Annotated in this window: 12 protein-coding genes, 1 tRNA gene and 3 rRNA genes; 14 read left to right on the forward strand and 2 right to left on the reverse strand. The window is 47.9% G+C overall.

Annotated elements, in window-relative coordinates; translation table 11 throughout:
• Positions 1 to 269 precede the first annotated feature (269 nt).
• A complete protein-coding gene (gene ligA / locus ACDJ59_RS29255; protein WP_413407085.1) occupies positions 270 to 2,291 on the forward strand; it encodes an NAD-dependent DNA ligase LigA in 2,022 nt (673 codons plus the stop codon).
• 134 nt (positions 2,292 to 2,425) lie between these two features.
• Here the strand turns inward: ligA and ACDJ59_RS29260 are convergent, their stop codons facing one another.
• Positions 2,426 to 3,799 (reverse strand): molybdopterin-dependent oxidoreductase, encoded by a 1,374-nt coding sequence (locus ACDJ59_RS29260; RefSeq protein WP_413407086.1) that lies wholly within the window; start codon positions 3,797 to 3,799, stop codon positions 2,426 to 2,428.
• A 639-nt stretch (positions 3,800 to 4,438) separates the two neighbouring features.
• Here ACDJ59_RS29260 and ACDJ59_RS29265 point away from each other — a divergent pair.
• The 12 genes from ACDJ59_RS29265 (at position 4,439) to pssA (ending at position 19,600) form a co-directional block, all read left to right on the forward strand.
• Positions 4,439 to 5,991: ribosomal RNA gene (locus ACDJ59_RS29265) — 16S ribosomal RNA — on the forward strand.
• A gap of 111 nt (positions 5,992 to 6,102) precedes the next feature.
• A tRNA-Ala gene (locus ACDJ59_RS29270) sits at positions 6,103 to 6,178 on the forward strand.
• A 210-nt stretch (positions 6,179 to 6,388) separates the two neighbouring features.
• Positions 6,389 to 9,317: ribosomal RNA gene (locus ACDJ59_RS29275) — 23S ribosomal RNA — on the forward strand.
• A gap of 79 nt (positions 9,318 to 9,396) precedes the next feature.
• Positions 9,397 to 9,513 (forward strand): 5S ribosomal RNA (gene rrf / locus ACDJ59_RS29280).
• The 16S, 23S and 5S rRNA genes sit together here with 1 tRNA gene alongside, the layout of an rRNA operon.
• A gap of 178 nt (positions 9,514 to 9,691) precedes the next feature.
• Positions 9,692 to 10,867 (forward strand): enhanced intracellular survival protein Eis, encoded by a 1,176-nt coding sequence (gene eis, locus ACDJ59_RS29285; RefSeq protein WP_413407087.1) that lies wholly within the window; start codon positions 9,692 to 9,694, stop codon positions 10,865 to 10,867.
• 461 nt (positions 10,868 to 11,328) lie between these two features.
• Complete coding sequence (locus tag ACDJ59_RS29290; protein WP_036607135.1) at positions 11,329 to 11,790, forward strand: CtsR family transcriptional regulator; 462 nt, start codon at positions 11,329 to 11,331, stop codon at positions 11,788 to 11,790.
• Positions 11,791 to 11,821: 31 nt separating this feature from the next.
• Positions 11,822 to 12,346 carry a UvrB/UvrC motif-containing protein gene (locus ACDJ59_RS29295; RefSeq protein ID WP_413407088.1) on the forward strand — a complete coding sequence of 175 codons (525 nt, stop codon included), beginning with the start codon at positions 11,822 to 11,824 and terminating at the stop codon, positions 12,344 to 12,346.
• A gap of 28 nt (positions 12,347 to 12,374) precedes the next feature.
• Positions 12,375 to 13,445: a protein arginine kinase gene (locus tag ACDJ59_RS29300; protein ID WP_036607140.1), complete on the forward strand. Its 1,071-nt coding sequence runs from the start codon at positions 12,375 to 12,377 to the stop codon at positions 13,443 to 13,445.
• A 185-nt stretch (positions 13,446 to 13,630) separates the two neighbouring features.
• Positions 13,631 to 16,093 carry an ATP-dependent Clp protease ATP-binding subunit gene (locus ACDJ59_RS29305; RefSeq protein ID WP_036607223.1) on the forward strand — a complete coding sequence of 821 codons (2,463 nt, stop codon included), beginning with the start codon at positions 13,631 to 13,633 and terminating at the stop codon, positions 16,091 to 16,093.
• A 272-nt stretch (positions 16,094 to 16,365) separates the two neighbouring features.
• On the forward strand, positions 16,366 to 17,733 hold the full coding sequence (gene radA / locus ACDJ59_RS29310) for a DNA repair protein RadA (RefSeq protein ID WP_413407089.1): 1,368 nt from the start codon (positions 16,366 to 16,368) through the stop codon (positions 17,731 to 17,733).
• A 13-nt stretch (positions 17,734 to 17,746) separates the two neighbouring features.
• Entirely contained in the window at positions 17,747 to 18,823 is a 1,077-nt protein-coding gene (gene disA, locus ACDJ59_RS29315; RefSeq protein WP_047841130.1) for a DNA integrity scanning diadenylate cyclase DisA, read from the forward strand.
• A 45-nt stretch (positions 18,824 to 18,868) separates the two neighbouring features.
• Positions 18,869 to 19,600: a CDP-diacylglycerol--serine O-phosphatidyltransferase gene (pssA, locus tag ACDJ59_RS29320; RefSeq protein WP_017692048.1), complete on the forward strand. Its 732-nt coding sequence runs from the start codon at positions 18,869 to 18,871 to the stop codon at positions 19,598 to 19,600.
• A gap of 127 nt (positions 19,601 to 19,727) precedes the next feature.
• Here the strand turns inward: pssA and ACDJ59_RS29325 are convergent, their stop codons facing one another.
• Positions 19,728 to 20,123, reverse strand: coding sequence for a hypothetical protein (locus ACDJ59_RS29325; protein WP_017692049.1), 396 nt, complete (start codon positions 20,121 to 20,123; stop codon positions 19,728 to 19,730).
• Positions 20,124 to 20,296: 173 nt separating this feature from the next.
• On the opposite strand from ACDJ59_RS29325, the gene ACDJ59_RS29330 reads away from it, so the two are divergent.
• On the forward strand, positions 20,297 to 21,382 hold the full coding sequence (locus tag ACDJ59_RS29330; RefSeq protein WP_100528521.1) for a PIN/TRAM domain-containing protein: 1,086 nt from the start codon (positions 20,297 to 20,299) through the stop codon (positions 21,380 to 21,382).
• Positions 21,383 to 21,463: the final 81 nt, after the last annotated feature.

The following is a 21,463-nucleotide window of genomic DNA, read 5'->3' on the forward strand; positions in this document are numbered from 1 at the left end:
ACGATAACAGAGAGTACAGAAATAAATTGAAGAAGCATAGCGTTCGCCTTTATCCCCGGATTTCCACCTTTTAAAATGGATTAAAAGAAATCCGGGGATAACAGCGATCGGAAAGTTATTCTGTTATCGGAGTGTGAGTGTGGATATTCATTCATTGAAATTATGTAGTGATATCAACGATGGAACGTTATTCTGTTATCGGAGTTTAACGTGCAATAGGAGTGTTCGTTCTACATATATAGACCAAATTAACGGAGGGATGGCCCTGTATGGACCCGATGCACCGGATGGAGCAACTCGTTACCGAGCTGAACCAGCATAATTATCAGTACTACACGATGGATCAGCCACAGATCAGCGATAAGGAGTATGATCTTCTGTACGATGAACTGGTTACGCTGGAACAGGAAAGCGGCATGGTTCTGCCTGATTCTCCAACACAGCGTGTGGGTGGCGAACTGCTCAAGGGGTTTACCCCGCATCGCCACTTATCCTCCTTATGGAGTCTGGACAAAGCACAGAATATTGAGCAGCTGCGTAGCTGGAATACCCGTGTACTGAAACTGATTAATGACTATAACAGTAAAAATCCCGATACGCCTTTACCGGAACCAGGTTATGTCATTGAGTTGAAGTTTGACGGATTGACGCTGAACCTGACGTACACAAACGGTGAGTTGGTACAAGCCTCTACACGAGGGAACGGTACCGTAGGTGAAGGTATTTTGGCACAGGTAAGAACGATCCGATCCGTTCCGCTCAAAATTCCTTACACAAGCGGTACGATTGAAGTACAGGGTGAAGGTATCATGAACTTGTCTGTCCTGGATCGATACAATGAGACAGCGGCAGAGCCGCTCAAAAATGCGCGGAATGCAGCAGCAGGAGCGCTCCGCAACCTGAATCCAAAGGCGACGGCTGAGCGTAGGCTGAATGCTTATTTTTATAATGTAGGTTATTCGGACGACATTCAATTTGCCAATCATCAGCAGATGATGGACTTCCTGCGGGAGAACCGCTTCAAAGTGAATCCATCCATCACGTATTTCCATGAGTTTGATGATGTAATGGAACAATTGGCTGCGATTCAGGAGAACCGGGGGCAGCTAGACTATCTGATCGATGGAGCTGTTATCAAAATTACGGACATGCGCACCCGCGAAGTGTTGGGTTATACCGATAAGTTCCCTCGCTGGGCGGTGGCATACAAATTCGAGGCTGAAGAGACCACAACGGTTCTTAACGCTGTGGTATGGAATGTGGGCCGTACTGGCAAAGTAACTCCGCTGGCACGCGTAGAACCGGTTGAACTTGCCGGGGTAACGGTACAGAACTGTACTCTGAACAATGTCGGCGATATTGAGCGCAAAAATCTGAAGTTTGCTCTGGGCACACGGGTCTTTATCCGTCGCTCCAACGACGTCATTCCTGAGATTCTGGGTAAAGTGACGGAGGAGAGTGATGGTGAGGAGATCGTCTTCCCTGAGCAGTGTCCTGCATGTGGATTCCCACTGGAGCAACGCGGAGCGCATCTGTTCTGTAACAATAGACTTGCGTGTAAACCACAAACGGTGGCACGTATTTCCCATTTTGCTTCCCGTGATGCCATGGACATCGAGACGTTCAGTGAGAAAACGGCGATTCAGCTGTATGATGATTTGAACGTGCGTGAGCCTGCCGACCTGTATACGTTACAGTTTGATGATCTGGTGAAGCTGGAGCGGTTTGGGGAAAAGAAAGCGAACAACCTTATCGCTGCGCTTGAGCTTAGTAAAGATAGAGACCTGGCTTCCTTCTTATACTCACTGGGTATTCCGAACACAGGTAAATCGACAACGCGCATGCTCGCTGATCATTATCGAGATCTGCACGCCATTATGAATGCAACCGTGGAAGAGCTGGTTGAATTACCCGACGTAGGTGGTATCGTGGCTGAGAGCATCGTAAACTTTTTTGCAGATCCGTTTACACAGGCTGCAATTGAGAAAATGCTCAACTTGGGTGTGAAAGCTCAGGCACCTGAGGCACCAGCCGTTGCTGTTGTGGAAGATTCCTTCTTCAGTGGTAAAACGGTCGTCTTGACCGGAACGCTGCATCAATTGACGCGGGAAGAGGCAACGCAAAGACTGGAAGCGCTCGGAGCGAAGGTGACTGGCAGTGTGTCGAAAAAGACAGATTTGGTTATTGCCGGAGAGAAGGCAGGTAGTAAACTAACCAAAGCTCATGATCTCGGTATTCCAACGATTGAGGATGAGGACGAACTTGTACGTCTTTTGAACCCACAGGGTTAAAGTGTAATCAGAGAGTTCATAATGAGGAAAAAGAAAAAGGCCCCCGAAAACACGAATATGTGATCGGGGGCTTTTGCTATTTATCTAAATTATTTTTACAACGAATGAATGCTCACCAATCTTATCTTATCTGATCATGACCCACTTAAATTGTTAGGGATGCGTTGAGATGCGCCTGTAAGCCATGCATCCTTGTCATATCCTCGTTCTTCCCAGTAACCGATATGTTCGCTGTCGATGAGTTCAATGCGATTTAACCATTTTACCGATTTATAGGCATACATCTGAGGAATGACGAGGCGTACCGGACCGCCAAGATCAGCAGGGATAGGTTTGCCATCATGCATGACAGCGACCATAATATCTTCCATTTGCGCTTGATCCAACGTAATCGCATCCGTATACACACCATCACCGGAATAAAACTTCACACTGTGAGCTTCCGGTTTGACCCCGGCTTGTTTCAAAAGATGTGCAAGAGAAATGCCTTCCCAGGTATTTTTATATACAGACCAGCCCGTTACACAGTGGAAATCACTAACCTGTACGGTACGCGCCAGCTTCACGAATTGTTCCCAATTCCAAACCTGTGCCCGTTCAACCAGTCCATCAATTCGGAAAGACCAGTTAGCATTGGAGAAGGACGGTATAGGCGTAACCGTATATACGCGGAAATGACCTTCAGCTCCGCCTCCAATGGGAGGTGAAGAGGCAGACAGCGGTTGTGGCAGAGGAACCATACGGTTAGGGTCGTTCTCCAGCATGCTATCAATACTGTTATCGATCTTGAGATTTCGTCCTACCCAGGATATAAAAGTAGGACCAAGAGTCACGGCGAGACCAACCCCCACAGCAGAACGGATGAAAGTTCGTCGTGTATACAACGGTTGAGGTCGCTCCTCTGATTTGAGGGGATCTCTCTCGGAACTGCGATCAAACTGGGAAGAAGATATAGCAGCCGGAGTTTCTTTTTCATCCGATCTTGAATCAGATGGGTCAGCTGTATTTTGAGTTCGTGTTGAAGTTGTAGTGGTTTTAACCGCACGACGTGCAGGATCCTTTAACCATTTGGTCCGAGTGATGGAGTGATAGATAATATAAGGTAAGCCCACCCAAGTCAGCAGGTCATGGATCAAAAGTGCAGCATTCGACCATCGAGGTCCAGCTAGCTTGAACTGCCATAATACAATACCCGAGAGGAGCCAGCCTACCAGCAGCGCAAGAACAAAGATGGTGTTCACCCTTTGCCAAGGCCTATTTCGAAGTTGTTTCCAGTGCTTTCCGGCCAAAATCAAGTAATATACTACGGGTGCCAGCATAGCTAGCCCAACGATGATATGTAGCCATTTTAACCAGACACGTCCAATTCCGAGTATCTCGCGCCAAAAGCCGCCTACCAGCATAAGACCTGTTATAGCAAGGATCACAACAATCCATGCATTCCATGCATGGATGGAAACCAACTTTTTGCCGTAACCTTTCCGTCTGTTCTTTAACCATTGCTTCAAGTGCGATCACCCCATATAGGTTAGTAATGAGTTTATTCAGAACTTTGATATGTAATAGCTAGCTGTGAATGGAGTACGTGATCTGTGTAAAGGTGCAATGAGAGATGGTTATACGATTGTTCATAGGCTACTTATGAAAGTAGTACAATTGACTGCTTAACCTTATCCCTATATCTATATACCTTATTATAGAGTTTTTGGATCACTTTCTTCAAACTAATAGAAGGGAGTATTTATAGAGATGAGTTATTTCTTTAATATGTAATGCACTTTAAGGGTAGCCTTTCACTTGCTCAGAGCATGTGCTAATCTGTCGAATACAGGTTGGAAACAAGACACCGTAGATGAAGATATCATGTTATCAAAAGATTGATTAAAAATGCTTGCTAAATAAATCACTACGTGATATATTATTTCTTGTCGCTTCAAACGAATGATTGTCATAATCATTTGAAAGAAGACGAAAACAAAGTGTTGACAGTAAGTTAGTTAACATGATATGATAAGATTCCTGTCCGGTTGACAAACATCAACATAAACGGACATACAAGTTCCTTGAAAACTGAACAAATGGATAGTAACTTTTGATTCACAATGAATCGTCAGATTCAAAATGAGCTTATCGCTCTTTTCAATACTTTATTGGAGAGTTTGATCCTGGCTCAGGACGAACGCTGGCGGCATGCCTAATACATGCAAGTCGAGCGGAGTTGATAGGAAGCTTGCTTCCTTGATACTTAGCGGCGGACGGGTGAGTAACACGTAGGCAACCTGCCCTCAAGTTTGGGACAACTACCGGAAACGGTAGCTAATACCGAATAATTGTTTTCTTCGCCTGAAGGAAACTGGAAAGACGGAGCAATCTGTCACTTGGGGATGGGCCTGCGGCGCATTAGCTAGTTGGTGAGGTAACGGCTCACCAAGGCGACGATGCGTAGCCGACCTGAGAGGGTGATCGGCCACACTGGGACTGAGACACGGCCCAGACTCCTACGGGAGGCAGCAGTAGGGAATCTTCCGCAATGGGCGAAAGCCTGACGGAGCAATGCCGCGTGAGTGATGAAGGTTTTCGGATCGTAAAGCTCTGTTGCCAGGGAAGAACGCTTGGGAGAGTAACTGCTCTCAAGGTGACGGTACCTGAGAAGAAAGCCCCGGCTAACTACGTGCCAGCAGCCGCGGTAATACGTAGGGGGCAAGCGTTGTCCGGAATTATTGGGCGTAAAGCGCGCGCAGGCGGTCATTTAAGTCTGGTGTTTAATCCCGGGGCTCAACCCCGGATCGCACTGGAAACTGGGTGACTTGAGTGCAGAAGAGGAGAGTGGAATTCCACGTGTAGCGGTGAAATGCGTAGATATGTGGAGGAACACCAGTGGCGAAGGCGACTCTCTGGGCTGTAACTGACGCTGAGGCGCGAAAGCGTGGGGAGCAAACAGGATTAGATACCCTGGTAGTCCACGCCGTAAACGATGAGTGCTAGGTGTTAGGGGTTTCGATACCCTTGGTGCCGAAGTTAACACATTAAGCACTCCGCCTGGGGAGTACGGTCGCAAGACTGAAACTCAAAGGAATTGACGGGGACCCGCACAAGCAGTGGAGTATGTGGTTTAATTCGAAGCAACGCGAAGAACCTTACCAGGTCTTGACATCCCTCTGATCGATGCAGAGATGTATCTTTCCTTCGGGACAGAGGAGACAGGTGGTGCATGGTTGTCGTCAGCTCGTGTCGTGAGATGTTGGGTTAAGTCCCGCAACGAGCGCAACCCTTATATTTAGTTGCCAGCACTTCGGGTGGGCACTCTAGATAGACTGCCGGTGACAAACCGGAGGAAGGTGGGGATGACGTCAAATCATCATGCCCCTTATGACCTGGGCTACACACGTACTACAATGGCCGGTACAACGGGCTGCGAAATCGCGAGATGGAGCCAATCCCAACAAAGCCGGTCTCAGTTCGGATTGCAGGCTGCAACTCGCCTGCATGAAGTCGGAATTGCTAGTAATCGCGGATCAGCATGCCGCGGTGAATACGTTCCCGGGTCTTGTACACACCGCCCGTCACACCACGAGAGTTTATAACACCCGAAGTCGGTGGGGTAACCGCAAGGAGCCAGCCGCCGAAGGTGGGATAGATGATTGGGGTGAAGTCGTAACAAGGTAGCCGTATCGGAAGGTGCGGCTGGATCACCTCCTTTCTATGGAGAATCGTTTCCTGCAACGGAAACATTCAAATATGCAGGTTCTTAGAACCTGCAACAGCAACACAGTTACTTATCCATTTGTTCAGTTTTGATGGAATTTGATGAGGGGCCATAGCTCAGCTGGGAGAGCGCCTGCCTTGCAAGCAGGAGGTCAGCGGTTCGATCCCGCTTGGCTCCACCAAACAATTTCATCTATTTGGCTTGTTCTTTGAAAACTAGATATCGAAACGAAACAAACGCGAATTAGAACATTCCTTTAAGCTGAACTTGTGCAAACAAGTCAAGTGTATAAAGGTAGTTAAATTGCTTTTGTGATGGTATCGGGTGAGAGCGACTTTTGGCTTTGCGCAAGCAAAACAAGGGAAGCGAGCGACCGAAACCGGAACAAAATGGTTAAGCTACTAAGAGCACACGGAGGATGCCTAGGCGCTAGGAGCCGATGAAGGACGTGGCGAACAACGAAACTGCCTCGGGGAGCTGTAAGCAAGCTTTGATCCGGGGGTGTCCGAATGGGGAAACCCAGCTGGGGTAATTTCCAGTTACTCACAACTGAATACATAGGTTGTGTAGAGGCATACCAGGGGAACTGAAACATCTAAGTACCCTGAGGAAGAGAAAACAATAGTGATTCCGTCAGTAGCGGCGAGCGAACGCGGAGAAGCCCAAACCAAAGAGCTTGCTCTTTGGGGTTGTGGGACGTCTCACATGGAGTTACAAAGGAACCGGTTAAGCGAAGAGGTCTGGAAAGGCCCGCCAAAGAAGGTAAAAGCCCTGTAGTTGAAAGTTGGTTCCCTCCGAGACGGATCCCGAGTAGTGCGGGGCACGTGAAACCCCGTATGAATCCGGCAGGACCATCTGCCAAGGCTAAATACTTCCTAGCGACCGATAGTGAAGCAGTACCGTGAGGGAAAGGTGAAAAGCACCCCGGAAGGGGAGTGAAATAGAACCTGAAACCGTGTGCTTACAAAAAGTCAGAGCCCGTTTTAGGGGTGATGGCGTGCCTTTTGTAGAATGAACCGGCGAGTTACGTTCCCGTGCAAGGTTAAGGTGAAGAGCCGGAGCCGCAGCGAAAGCGAGTCTGAATAGGGCGATGTAGTACGTGGACGTAGACCCGAAACCGGGTGATCTACCCCTGTCCAGGGTGAAGGTGCGGTAACACGCACTGGAGGCCCGAACCCACGCATGTTGAAAAATGCGGGGATGAGGTGGGGGTAGCGGAGAAATTCCAATCGAACTCGGAGATAGCTGGTTCTCCCCGAAATAGCTTTAGGGCTAGCCTCGGAAAACAGAGTCGTGGAGGTAGAGCACTGATTGGGTGCGGGGCCCGCAAGGGTTACCAAGCTCAGTCAAACTCCGAATGCCATAGACTTACTTCCGGGAGTCAGACAGTGAGTGCTAAGATCCATTGTCAAAAGGGAAACAGCCCAGACCATCAGCTAAGGTCCCCAAGTGTGTGTTAAGTGGGAAAGGATGTGGAGTTGCACAGACAACCAGGATGTTGGCTTAGAAGCAGCCACCATTGAAAGAGTGCGTAATAGCTCACTGGTCGAGTGACTCTGCGCCGAAAATGTAACGGGGCTAAACACACCACCGAAGCTATGGCTTGATGCTTTGCATCAGGGGTAGGGGAGCGTTGTATAAGGATTGAAGGTGTACCGTAAGGAGCGCTGGACATTATACAAGTGAGAATGCCGGTATGAGTAACGAAAAGATCAGTGAGAATCTGATCCGCCGAAAGCCTAAGGGTTCCTGAGGAAGGCTCGTCCGCTCAGGGTAAGTCGGGACCTAAGGCGAGGCCGAAAGGCGTAGTCGAAGGACAACAGGTCGAAATTCCTGTACCACCGTAAGCCGTTATGAGCAATGGGGGGACGCAGTAGGGTAGTGACGCGGACTGATGGATGTCCGTCTAAGCAGTAAGGCTGATGTGTAGGCAAATCCGCACATCATTAAGGCTGAGCTGTGATGGGGAGCGAAAATTGTAGTAGCGAAGGTCATGATCTCACACTGCCAAGAAAAGCCTCTAGCCAGGTGAAGGTGCCCGTACCGCAAACCGACACAGGTAGGCGAGAAGAGTATTCTAAGGCGCGCGGAAGAACTCTCGTTAAGGAACTCGGCAAAATGACCCCGTAACTTCGGGAGAAGGGGTGCCCCGGTAGTGTGAATAGCACGAGGGGGCCGCAGTGAAAAGGCCCAAGCGACTGTTTAGCAAAAACACAGGTCTGTGCGAAGCCGTAAGGCGAAGTATACGGGCTGACGCCTGCCCGGTGCTGGAAGGTTAAGGGGAGTGGTTAGGGAGCAATCCCGAAGCTGTGAACCGAAGCCCCAGTAAACGGCGGCCGTAACTATAACGGTCCTAAGGTAGCGAAATTCCTTGTCAGGTAAATTCTGACCCGCACGAATGGCGTAACGACTTGGGCGCTGTCTCAACGAGAGATCCGGTGAAATTTTAATACCTGTGAAGATGCAGGTTACCCGCGACAAGACGGAAAGACCCCATGGAGCTTTACTGCAGCTTGATATTGAATTTGGGTACGATCTGTACAGGATAGGTGGGAGCCTTTGAAACGTGAGCGCCAGCTTGCGTGGAGGCAACGTTGGGATACCACCCTGATCGTATCTAGGTTCTAACCTGGTACCGTAATCCGGTGCGGGGACAGTGTCAGGTGGGCAGTTTGACTGGGGCGGTCGCCTCCTAAAGAGTAACGGAGGCGCCCAAAGGTTCCCTCAGAATGGTTGGAAATCATTCGAAGAGTGCAAAGGCATAAGGGAGCTTGACTGCGAGACCTACAAGTCGAGCAGGGACGAAAGTCGGGCTTAGTGATCCGGTGGTACCGCATGGAAGGGCCATCGCTCAACGGATAAAAGCTACCCTGGGGATAACAGGCTTATCTCCCCCAAGAGTCCACATCGACGGGGAGGTTTGGCACCTCGATGTCGGCTCATCGCATCCTGGGGCTGAAGTAGGTCCCAAGGGTTGGGCTGTTCGCCCATTAAAGCGGTACGCGAGCTGGGTTCAGAACGTCGTGAGACAGTTCGGTCCCTATCTGTCGTGGGCGTAGGAAATTTGAGAGGAGCTGTCCTTAGTACGAGAGGACCGGGATGGACGTACCGCTGGTGTACCAGTTGTTCCGCCAGGAGCACCGCTGGGTAGCTATGTACGGACGGGATAAACGCTGAAAGCATCTAAGCGTGAAGCCCCCCTCAAGATGAGATTTCCCAGTATGTAAGACCCCTTGAAGACGACGAGGTAGATAGGCTGGGGGTGGAAGTGCAGCAATGCATGGAGCTGACCAGTACTAATCGGTCGAGGGCTTATCCAATAGCAAGTTGTAATTCGCATGTTTCGTTTCGAATCTAGTTTTCAGAGAACGATCTCTGAAATGTAAGCTAAGCTATGCGTTTGGTGGCGATGGCGGAGGGGTTCCACACGTACCCATCCCGAACACGACCGTTAAGCCCTCTAGCGCCGATGGTACTTGGACCGCAGGGTCCTGGGAGAGTAGGACGCCGCCAAGCGAAGAACCACTGCCGATGTTATTCGGTGGTGGTTTTTATTTGTTTATTTTAGGGGATGCGGAAGCATCTCTTATTTGACTTTGTAAGAATCCTCTGACACACTCTAAGGGGTACATATATCAGATATCAGGCCATGATTTGGATTGATATAACTCTAGCGAATGGGGTGTAGGACAACATGGAAATTCAGAAATTGACGGTAGATGATTTTGAACCGGCGATGGCACTCTCCGAATATGCTTTTCAAGTGGCAATGAGTGAAGAACAGAAAGAAAAACGGCGGAGTCAATTTTCGTCACAGGATATATGGGGTGTATATGAGGACGGGCAGCTAGGAGCCAAACTTCACATTATCCCTTTTCAAACCTATATTCATGGCAGATCGTTCGAGATGGGCGGTATTGCGGGTGTAGCCACCTGGCCAGAGTATAGACGCAAAGGCTGGGTAGCGGGTCTGCTGAAGCATGCGTTGGAAGAAATGAATCGTAACAAACAGAGCATATCATTCTTGCATCCATTCTCTTTTGGTTTCTATCGGAAGTATGGATGGGAGACTTATGTTGAATTTAAACGTTATAAAGTACCTACAGCTCATTTGCCTCAGAAAAAAGCGACACCTGGAACAATTCGGCGTGGGGATCCGGGCCTCAGCATATTAAAGGAAGTATACAGTGCTTATGCTGAGCGTTATAACGGAACTCTGGTTCGGGATGATGCAAGGTGGGAGAATTCAGTTCTTGTTAATGGGACCAGCCAGAAGGCTGTATATTACGATGAAACTGATGCAGCACAAGGTTATCTTTTATATGAGGTTAAGGAAAATAAATTTACCATTAAAGAGATCATCTATCTGAATGAAGAGGCTAGGCAAGGATTGTGGACCTTCATTGCTAACCATGATTCCATGATCCAGGAAGTTACTTTGCAGGCGCCTGCCAGTGATACGCTTGCCTTCCAATTGGATAACCCACGGATTCAGCAGGAGATTGTACCTTATTTTATGGCGCGTATCGTTAGTGTAGAGCAGTTTATATCCCAGTATCCATTTGCAAGCCAGGACTCACCGGTGCAGATTGTTCTACAGGTAGAGGATACCTACGCTCCGTGGAATGAAGGGGTATGGCAATTAAACGTGGCAATGAACGGAACAGCGTCCATATGGAAAACATCGGAACCAATTAATGATGATCAGACCATTAAGGTGGATATTCAATCCCTTACCGCGGTGCTGATGGGATATCGCAGACCAACGGAAATGGCACGAATCGGAAGAATTAACGGACCGAACACAGCAATCAAGGCTTTGGAACAAGCGATTCCTGAACGGGAAACCTATTTGCTCGATTTCTTCTGATGACTATTCCTACTGCTCCATTTAACTTGATTAGCTTATATAGAAATACGGCGTGATTGAAAGACAAATGGACTTCTCCAGCAATTTTGGGGAGGTTTTTTTGTGTCTGGGGAATATTTCGTGTAAAATCGTAAAAAATGAATAGTGACCCCACTTGGCAAAACCACAAAATATGCTATAATGGTTATAAAGTCAAAGAAAGTCAAAGTCAACTAAAGGTTTAATACTTAAGTAGCTTTCTTTCTACAATCTGATGCATGATCGCTAATATACGGGGTTCATTTCATCGGAGGATCAAGGGAATATTAAAGGACCTTCGTGCTTCCTTCGCTCTCCTGTTGACACCTGTGGAAGCAAGATTCGCTGTTTCCCTGATTGGTTAAATGGGTAGAGAAGGTGTACTCTGTGGGGGCGTGTGGGTCCTTATTGACTTAACGTTTCAGACAGTGGAGGATGATTGGATGCGTAATATCTCTGATATTATCGAACGATATCTGAAGAGTATTTTGCATGAAAGTCCCGAAGGAATGGTTGAAATTCAGCGTAATGATCTGGCAGATCAATTCTCATGTGTACCTTCCCAGATCAATTATGTCATCAGCACACGTTTTACACTCGAGAAGGGATACCTGGTAGAGAGTAAACGCGGCGGTGGTGGTTATGTTCGCATACAGCGCATTGAATTACCGGCCCAATCAGCTCTGCATAATCATTTGCACCATAGTATTGGTGAAGAGATCGGGCAGACAGCTGCCGAAGGTCTGATCTATCAATTGGAAGAAGCGCGCTTCTTGAGCAAGCGGGAAGCCGGGTTGATGCGAGCTGCTGTATCTAGAGAGGTTATATTGGTCAAACTTCCTTACCGGGATCAAATTCGTGCCAGAATGTTGAAGGCGATGTTAATATCTTTGCTCGGTAAATGAAAACTATCGGGGTCAAAGGAGGTACATCAATATGCTGTGCCAAGAATGCAATAAACGTCCGGCGACACTTCATTTTACGAAGATCGTAAATGGAGAGAAGACGGAATTCCATATTTGTGAGTCATGCGCCCGTGAAAAAGGGGAAATGATCCCTGGAACAGCAGGTGGGTTTTCCATTCACAACTTGTTGTCCGGATTGCTTGATTTTGATCCAGCCGGCAAAAGTGGATCGGCAGGAACACCACCTGCAAAAGCACTTCAATGTGAAGAGTGTGGTATGACGTACTCACAATTTAGTAAGATAGGCCGGTTCGGCTGCAGTTCATGTTATAAATATTTTGACAGCCGTCTGGATCCTTTGTTCAAGCGGGTTCATGGTAATACGTCCCATGTAGGCAAAGTGCCTGCACGAGCTGGTGGTCGCATCAAGGTAAAACGGCAAATTGCTGATCTGAAGCGTGAGCTCCAAGAGAGCATCGCACAAGAGGAATTTGAAGAGGCGGCTCAGATCCGTGACCAGATCAGAGGACTTGAAAAAGGAATAGCTCAGGAGTAAAGTTTGTCATGAGTAGGAGGGATGCGTAATGCCTAATCTGCGTTTTACAGAGAAGGCGCTCAGCGACTGGATGCGCAGTGATGCGGCTGATTCCGAAATTGTCATTAGCAGCCGTGTCCGGATTGCACGCAACCTTCAGCATGTTCCGTTTCCGATGCTGGCTTCCAATGAGCAATCGGAAGAGGTGCTGAATAAGCTGAGCGAAGTACTTCAATACGATGACGTTCATGCCTTTGGGGATTTTCATACGTTGGACCTGATCGATATTGACGAACTCGACAAACGGGTGCTGGTGGAGAAACATCTCATCAGTCCAAGTCTTGCGAATGAATCCAGGAATGGTGCGGTTATTCTCAGTGAGGATGAGTCTGTCAGTATTATGATTAACGAAGAGGATCATCTTCGTATCCAGTGCCTCTATCCGGGGTTCCAGGTGAAAGAAGCCTGGGAGAAAGCTTCCGCAATAGATGATGCTTTTGAAGCGCACGTGGATTATGCTTTTGATGATCGCAGAGGATACTTAACCAGCTGTCCTACTAATGTAGGTACAGGTGTAAGAGCATCGGTTATGATGCACTTGCCTGCCCTGGTGATGACACAGCAGATTGGCCGTATTCTAACCGCAGTTTCCCAAGTGGGATTGACGGTAAGAGGAATATACGGTGAAGGTAGCGAGGCGATGGGTAACCTGTTCCAGATCTCGAACCAGATTACTTTGGGACAGACCGAACAGGAAGTCATCGAGAACCTGCATGGTGTTGTGTTACAGATGATTGGTCATGAACGTACAGCGAGAGAACGGTTAATTACCGACTCCAGACTTCGGATTACGGATCGGGTCATGCGTTCTTATGGCATATTGTCTCATGCAGCTATTGTTGATTCCAAGGAAGCTGCACAGCGCTTATCGGATGTACGACTTGGCGTGGATCTCGGCTTGTTGGATGGACTGTCCATCACGGTAATGAATGAATTGAATGTGATGACACAGCCGGGATTTTTGCAGAAAACATTCGGGGAAGATATGCGCACAGATGAGCGTGACATATACCGTGCTCAGTTGATTCGTGATACGATCAATGCAGCGAAGCAGTCCTAGTTTAGCCTGATATTGTATTGAATTATGGTTTCATGCCGCGTTGCGGCTTTTATATAATAAGGCATGTACAAATGCCGATTGACTTTATTCGCAGCACGGCTGCAAACAAAAATGATATGAAAAATACGACGGTTATTTCATTACATGACCCTCGTTTTATCCAAAACCATGGAGGTGCAGGAGATATGATGTTTGGAAGATTTACGGAACGGGCCCAAAAGGTGCTCGCACTCGCGCAGGAAGAAGCTGTCCGTCTCGGTCATAATAACATCGGTACTGAGCATATTTTGCTCGGCCTCATTCGTGAAGGCGAAGGCATCGCAGCCAAAGCACTGATCGGCCTGGGACTCGGATTGGAAAAAATTCAGGATGAAGTAGAAACGCTGATTGGCCGTGGCCAAGAGCAACCTACCAACATTGCATATACGCCACGTGCGAAAAAAGTAATTGAACTGTCTATGGATGAAGCTCGTAAATTGGGCCACACTTATGTAGGCACAGAGCATATCCTGCTCGGATTGATTCGTGAAGGCGAGGGTGTTGCAGCACGTGTGCTCAATAACCTGGGAATTAGCCTGAACAAAGCACGTCAACAAGTGCTGCAATTGCTTGGCAGCAGTGAAGCTGTATCCAGCCATAATGGCACACCTGCCAATGTAAGCACACCAACGCTGGACAGTCTGGCACGTGACCTCACGGCATACGCCAGAGAGAATAACCTTGACCCGGTTATTGGACGTAGTAAAGAAATTGAACGTGTCATTCAGGTGCTCAGCCGTCGTACCAAGAACAACCCGGTATTGATCGGTGAGCCAGGTGTAGGTAAAACAGCGATTGCTGAAGGCCTTGCCCAAAAAATCATTGCAAATGAGATTCCGGAAACATTACGCGACAAACGTGTAATGACCCTGGATATGGGTTCTGTAGTCGCTGGAACCAAATATCGTGGTGAGTTTGAAGATCGTCTGAAAAAAATCATGGATGAGATTCGCCAAGCAGGTAACATTGTCCTGTTTATCGACGAATTGCATACCTTGATTGGCGCAGGCGGAGCTGAAGGTGCCATCGATGCTTCTAACATTTTGAAACCGGCTCTGGCCCGTGGAGAATTGCAATGTATCGGTGCGACAACACTGGACGAATATCGTAAATACATCGAGAAGGATGCAGCGCTTGAGCGTCGTTTCCAACCGATTACTGTAGATCAGCCTTCTCCAGAAGAAGCGATTCAAATCTTGCACGGCTTGCGTGACCGTTATGAGGCGCATCACCGCGTGAAAATTACGGACGAAGCAATTGTGCAGGCGGTTAAACTGTCTGATCGTTACATTACAGACCGTTTCCTGCCAGATAAAGCGATTGACCTGATTGATGAAGCGGGTTCCAAAGTAAGATTGAACTCTTACACGATCCCACCAAACCTGAAACAACTGGAAAGCCGTCTGGAAGATATCCGTAAGGAAAAAGACGCTGCAGTTCAAAGTCAGGAGTTCGAAAAAGCAGCAGCTCTGCGTGATACGGAACAAAAAATCCGTGAAGAGCTGGATGTAACGAAGAACCAGTGGAAAGAGAAACAAGGTCGCACCGATTCCGAGGTTACTCCTGAGGATATCGCACAAGTGGTAGCCAGCTGGACAGGAATCCCTGTGAACCAACTGAAAGAAGAAGAGACACAGCGTCTGATGAATCTGGAGTCTATTCTACATGAACGTGTCATCGGTCAGGATGAGGCAGTGAAGTCTGTCAGCCGTGCGGTTCGTCGTGCTCGTGCGGGACTTAAAGATCCAAAACGTCCGATGGGTTCATTCATTTTCCTCGGCCCTACAGGGGTAGGTAAAACAGAACTTGCTCGTGCTCTGGCTGAAGCGATGTTCGGCGATGAAAATGCAGTAATCCGGATTGATATGTCCGAGTATGGTGAGAAGCACTCGACTTCTCGACTTGTCGGAGCGCCTCCAGGATATGTTGGGTACGAAGAAGGTGGCCAGCTGACAGAGAAAGTTCGTCGCAAACCATATTCCGTAGTCCTGCTCGATGAAATCGAGAAAGCACATCCAGAAGTATTCAATATCTTGTTACAAGTGCTTGAGGATGGTCGACTGACGGATTCCAAAGGTCGCGTCGTTGACTTCCGCAATACGCTGATCATTCTAACATCCAACGTGGGTGCCGAAGCGATCAAACGTAACTCTACACTGGGCTTCACTGCAGTTGTAGATGCAGGAGCAGATTATGACAACATGAAGGGGAAAGTGATGGATGAGCTGAAGAAAAGCTTCCGTCCAGAGTTCCTTAACCGGATTGATGAAATTATCGTGTTCCACTCACTCGAAGAAAAACACATCGCTGAAATTGTTACGCTGATGAGTGAAGAACTTCGTAAACGACTGCTCGAACATGAGGTCGATTTCGAACTCACTGATAATGCCAAGTCTTTCCTTGCGAAATCAGGCTTTGATCCAGCTTACGGTGCGCGTCCGCTTCGTCGGGCGATCCAGAAGCATATCGAGGACAAATTGTCCGAAGAGTTGCTCACAGGTAACGTAACCAAAGGGGATTCATTGCTCATCGACGAAGAGAACGGTGCACTGTCTGTTACGAAAAAAGACGTGGTCGTTCCGTCCAATGAGGAAATCGAAACCAAATAATATACAGCAAGCTTTGAAGTTAAACTTCAGCTTGTATTAATCCTTATTCCTTAATCAAATCCTTCTCGGCTTCGGCCGGGGAGGATTTTTTGCACTTTGGACAGAAGACGGACATGATTATGTCAGGAACATGTGTAAAGTTTGCGATAATCCTTTACGAAAAATCTCAAACAATGGTAAACTTTTAGTAACCCTGCACGTCAGGGAGTTTGGGTGAAATTCGTCGAATAATGCAAAATGCTGTTATAAAATTAAATTATAGGAGTGCTGAAGTGGCCAAAGTTAAAACCAAGTTTCAATGTACGGAATGCGGCTATGAAGCCCCCAAGTGGTACGGTAAGTGTCCGGGTTGTCAGTCATGGAATTCAATGGTGGAAGAAACAGAGACGGTGGTCAAAACACAAGGGAGAAATTCTCCTCTGTTTGACAGTAAAGATAAACCGCTTCCTATCATAGATATAGATAGCGGTCAGGAACCGCGTGTACAGACTGGAATCGGAGAGTTGAACCGGGTATTGGGTGGCGGAATCGTTCCGGGTTCACTCGTTCTGGTGGGCGGAGATCCGGGTATTGGTAAATCAACGTTGATGTTGCAGACGTCCCATGCTTTGACGCATTCGGGTTTGCGTGTGTTATATGTTTCCGGTGAGGAATCAGTCAAGCAAACCAAATTGCGGGCAGACCGCCTCGGGGCACTCTCTGCCGAGTTGTATGTACTGTGTGAAACCAATATGGAACGTGTAGAGGAAGCGGTGGATCAGATCCAGCCGCATTTTCTTGTCATCGACTCCATTCAGACGGTATATCTTCCCGAAGTTACCAGTGCGCCGGGTAGTGTTGCACAGGTAAGGGAATGTACGTCAAGGTTCATGCGGATTGCCAAAGGCAGAGGCATTGCAACGGTTCTTGTGGGGCATGTTACCAAAGAAGGTGCCATTGCCGGTCCACGTATGTTAGAACATATGGTGGATTGCGTGCTTTATTTTGAAGGAGAACGGCATCATACGTATCGCCTGCTGCGTGCGGTGAAGAACCGTTTTGGTTCCACCAATGAGATTGGCATTTTTGAAATGGGCGAGGATGGACTTCGTGAGGTGGGCAATCCGTCCGAACTCTTTTTGTCGGAACGTCCACTGGGTGTAGCAGGTTCAACGGTAGTTGCCAGTATGGAGGGGACACGTCCTCTGCTCGTAGAATTGCAGGCATTGATCTCGACGACCCATTTCCCTTCTCCCCGCCGTATGGCAACAGGGGTAGATCTTCATCGGTTAAACCTGATTATTGCTGTGTTGGAGAAGCGAATGGGGATGTTTTTGCAGACCCAGGATGCATATCTGAATGTGGCCGGGGGTGTAAGGCTGGATGAGCCCGCTGTAGATTTGGCGGTTGCGGTCTGCATTGCATCCAGTTTGAGAGATGTACCGACCAAGCCGGACGACGTGATCTTTGGCGAGATCGGTCTGACAGGTGAAGTTCGAGCCGTATCACGGGCCGAACAACGAGTGAAGGAAGCCGCAAAGCTGGGCTTCAAACGAGTCATTTTACCAGAAAAAAGCTTAAAGGGCTGGAAACATCCTCGCGGGATACAACTGATCGGTGTGAATACCGTGGCAGATGCACTAGCGGTTGCTTTAGATTAGGGGGCATAACAAGATGAAAGATATGAGCCAACTGGATAATATGAATGAATTGTTAAGGCTGATCGCACCAGGTACACCTTTCCGCGAAGGTCTGGAAAATGTGCTGCGCGCCAAGACGGGCGCACTGCTTGTTGTAGGATACAGCCCTGAAGTAATGGAAGTGGTGGATGGGGGATTCTCGATTAACTGTGATTTCTCCCCGAACTATCTGTACGAACTCGCCAAGATGGATGGAGCCATTATTCTTAGCGAGGATTTGAAGCGTATTCTTTACGCCAATACCCAGTTAATCCCGGATTCATCTATCTCTTCATCAGAGACGGGGATTCGTCACCGGACGGCAGAGCGCGTAGCAAAGCAAACGGGTAAATTGGTCGTATCCATATCACAGCGCCGGAATATCATTACTTTGTATCAGGGAACACTTCGTTATTCCCTCAAGGAAATCGGGGTTATTTTGACCAAAGCGAATCAAGCGATTCAAACCCTGGAGAAATACAAAGCGGTATTAACACAGTCCCTTACGAATCTGAGTGCTTCGGAATTTGAGGAATTAGTAACGATTCCTGAAGTGGTTAATGTGATTCAGCGTACCGAAATGGTGATGCGGATCAAAACGGAAATCAAACGATACATTCATGAACTCGGGAATGAGGGACGACTCATTTCCATGCAAATGGAAGAACTCGTGGGTACAACGGAAGAAGAAGCCTGGTTATTGTATAAAGACTATGCTCGTGACGACAGTGATGACAAAATCCGTGAAATTATCGTGGGACTGAAAAGATTGTCGGACGATGAGTTGCTGGATGCACATCATATTGTCCGTCTTCTCGGCTATCCATCATCAGCGGCTACTTCTGAGGATTCGGTTGCCCCTCGTGGATTCCGGGTATTAAATAAGATACCCCGCCTGCCCAATGTCATTATCCATAATCTGGTGGATCAATTCGAACAATTGCCTCATGTTATTATGGCTACAATTGAAGAACTGGACGAAGTGGACGGTATTGGTGAAGTTCGTGCCCGGACCATTAAGGAAGGCCTCAAACGTTTGCAGGAGCAAATGTTTATCGACAGACAGATGTAAGGGTTTGCCTATATAAAGGCTTGAAATGGATGAGGTGAAACAACGATGCTAACCAGATTCATTCCGAATCTCTTTACCCTGGGTAATCTGTTTCTTGGAATGATGGCAATTTTGCTTGCGATTGATGGAAATTACAGTTTGGCTGCCATTATGGTCATTGTAGCTATGCTGCTGGATGGTCTGGATGGCCGAGTGGCACGTGCACTCAATGCTCAAAGTGAATTCGGCAAGGAACTGGATTCCTTGTCTGACATGGTTTCCTTTGGTGCAGCACCAGCCCTGATCATATTTATGGTGTCGTTTCAAGATTCGATGCCGATCCTCGCCTGGATTGCAACAGCGGCTTTTCCGATCTGTGGAGCCATTCGTCTTGCTCGGTTTAATGTTCGTCCGGGAATCCCCGGGTACTTCACAGGTCTGCCAATTCCCGCAGCCGGTGGTGTGCTAGCTACACTGTCCTTGTTCAATAAGGATATTGGCCCGGTTAGTATGATGATTGCTACGTTGCTGTTATCGTATCTGATGGTGAGTTCGCTTAAATATCCCAATTTCAAAAAGGTCGGTTTGCCACGCAAGGCAATTTGGATTGCACCATGGGTTGTGTTATTTGCCATAGCCGTAGCCGTTATTTTCCCGGAGCAGTTATCCAAATTGATCTTTATTCCGTTGGTGTTATACGCCCTGTATGGAATGAAGCATAATGTGCGAACAGCGGCCTCACGTAGTCGGGCGAAAAAGCGCAAGGATGAGAAATCTTCCCGTCCTTCCGATCGATAAGTCGCCTTGGGGACAGACACTATACAAAGAAAGCACGTACTCTCCTGAACTGGAGAATGCGTGCTTTTTGTTTATATCAGATCTATTTACGGTAAAAGAAACCCTTACGGACGACATACATATCTTCTTACGACAGATTAAACATCCCTAACGTTGAACACTTCTGTGATTCGTGATTTACGACCTCTTCCATGTTAATGTCCAGCAGATTGCAGAGAGCCGACATGTAGAACAGGTTCCGTCCTAGCTCAGAGCTGATGACCTCTCTGCAGTTCTCACACAACTCACCTTCCACATGCGTTTCCAGCAGGCCCTTGGTTTGAGCGATATCGCTCTCCGGGGCATATTTCTGCTTGGTGGCGTGCAGCTCGATGCAGCCGCATTCGGTAATGGCTTTGGACACGGCACGGTTAACAGACGCTCCGGCTTGTCCCGTTTTGGACAGTACATCAATCAGGCTGCGATGACGCAACAACAGTTCAGAAACTTGATCCTGGAAAGCCTGTAAACTTAGCGTACTCATTTTGCCACTCACCTCGGGATATGAATTGAATTCATTATATGCCAATAATTTACCTACTTTCAACTGGCGATTGCAACATTTCCAAAAAGTTCTTCCAGATGGGATTAGCAATTCAGGAATTGGATCATACTGGATATAAAGATCAAGATACATTGAAGGAGGTGCAGGGACTAATGTGGAAAAAAGGCATTTTAACTTTTACAGGATTGTGCGGTGCATGGTTCGGCTACACGGCATATCATCTGGCAGGAAAATCGGTCCCATGGATGGCGGAGTGGATTCAGTCAGCAGGATTACTGGGAGCTGGTATATCGACGCTGCTGGGAGCTGTAATGTTTATGGCTGTATGTAATATTGGTGGAACATTGATGGCAGATAGGCTGCATAGTGGAATTGACTCATTGGCAAAAGTACCTATGAACGAATTGGCTGCAGGTGCCGCAGGTACCGTTGCAGGATTGCTCGTGGCCTTGTTGCTCTACCCTGTTGTGGGATGGATGGGGACGGCAGGAGAAGTGCTGCAAGTAGCGCTGACGGTGATTAGTGCTTATTGCGGTTATACCCTTGCCATGGCGAAGAAAGACGATCTGGGGGCCTTCTGGATGTCTGGACGATGGGGTCATCCCGAGGTGGACGAGGATAGACGGATGGAAGAACATAAAATTCTGGATACCAGTGTTATTATCGATGGGCGTATCGCTGATATATGCAAAACCGGATTTATTGAAGGTACGATCGTAATTCCGGAATTTGTTCTGGAGGAGTTACAGCATATTGCCGATTCATCGGATCTGCTCAAGCGGAACAGAGGACGGCGTGGACTGGACATTTTGAACAAAATCCAGAAGGAACTCGATGTAAAAGTCCTAATCTACGAGGGGGATTTCGAGGAAATCTCCGAGGTGGACAGCAAACTGGTTAAACTGGCTAAAGTGCTTCAGGGCAAAGTGGTCACCAATGACTTTAACCTGAACAAAGTGTGCGAACTCCAGGGTGTATCTGTGTTGAACATTAATGATCTCGCCAATGCGGTTAAGCCGGTTGTTCTGCCAGGTGAGGAGATCATGGTGCAGATCATCAAGGATGGCAAGGAGCATGGTCAAGGTGTAGCCTATCTGGATGATGGCACAATGATCGTTGTGGAAGGCGGACGCGAGTATATCGGCATGATGATGGAAGTGCTGGTGACCAGTGTGTTGCAGACTTCAGCGGGACGAATGATTTTTGCCAAGCCGAAACTGTTGGAAAAAGCCCAATAAAGCGGTATGATGGGTAGTGTATCGTTGAATGATATTGTATATCTTTGGACGATAAACTGACAGACAAGGCAGGGATTGCGG

Origin of the sequence: Paenibacillus amylolyticus (assembly GCF_047302515.1) — a bacterium.
GTDB classification, from domain to species: Bacteria; Bacillota; Bacilli; order Paenibacillales; family Paenibacillaceae; genus Paenibacillus; species Paenibacillus amylolyticus_G.

What these genes read in the sequence shown, in the direction of transcription:
- ligA (WP_413407085.1), top strand. Translation starts at nt 270, where the DNA reads ATGGACCCGATGCACCGGATGGAGCAACTCGTTACCGAGCTGAACCAG.
- ACDJ59_RS29325 (WP_017692049.1), bottom strand. Translation starts at nt 20,123, where the DNA reads ATGAGTACGCTAAGTTTACAGGCTTTCCAGGATCAAGTTTCTGAACTG.
- ACDJ59_RS29300 (WP_036607140.1), top strand. Translation starts at nt 12,375, where the DNA reads ATGCCTAATCTGCGTTTTACAGAGAAGGCGCTCAGCGACTGGATGCGC.
- ACDJ59_RS29330 (WP_100528521.1), top strand. Translation starts at nt 20,297, where the DNA reads ATGTGGAAAAAAGGCATTTTAACTTTTACAGGATTGTGCGGTGCATGG.
- pssA (WP_017692048.1), top strand. Translation starts at nt 18,869, where the DNA reads ATGCTAACCAGATTCATTCCGAATCTCTTTACCCTGGGTAATCTGTTT.
- ACDJ59_RS29305 (WP_036607223.1), top strand. Translation starts at nt 13,631, where the DNA reads ATGATGTTTGGAAGATTTACGGAACGGGCCCAAAAGGTGCTCGCACTC.
- eis (WP_413407087.1), top strand. Translation starts at nt 9,692, where the DNA reads ATGGAAATTCAGAAATTGACGGTAGATGATTTTGAACCGGCGATGGCA.
- ACDJ59_RS29295 (WP_413407088.1), top strand. Translation starts at nt 11,822, where the DNA reads ATGCTGTGCCAAGAATGCAATAAACGTCCGGCGACACTTCATTTTACG.
- ACDJ59_RS29290 (WP_036607135.1), top strand. Translation starts at nt 11,329, where the DNA reads ATGCGTAATATCTCTGATATTATCGAACGATATCTGAAGAGTATTTTG.
- disA (WP_047841130.1), top strand. Translation starts at nt 17,747, where the DNA reads ATGAAAGATATGAGCCAACTGGATAATATGAATGAATTGTTAAGGCTG.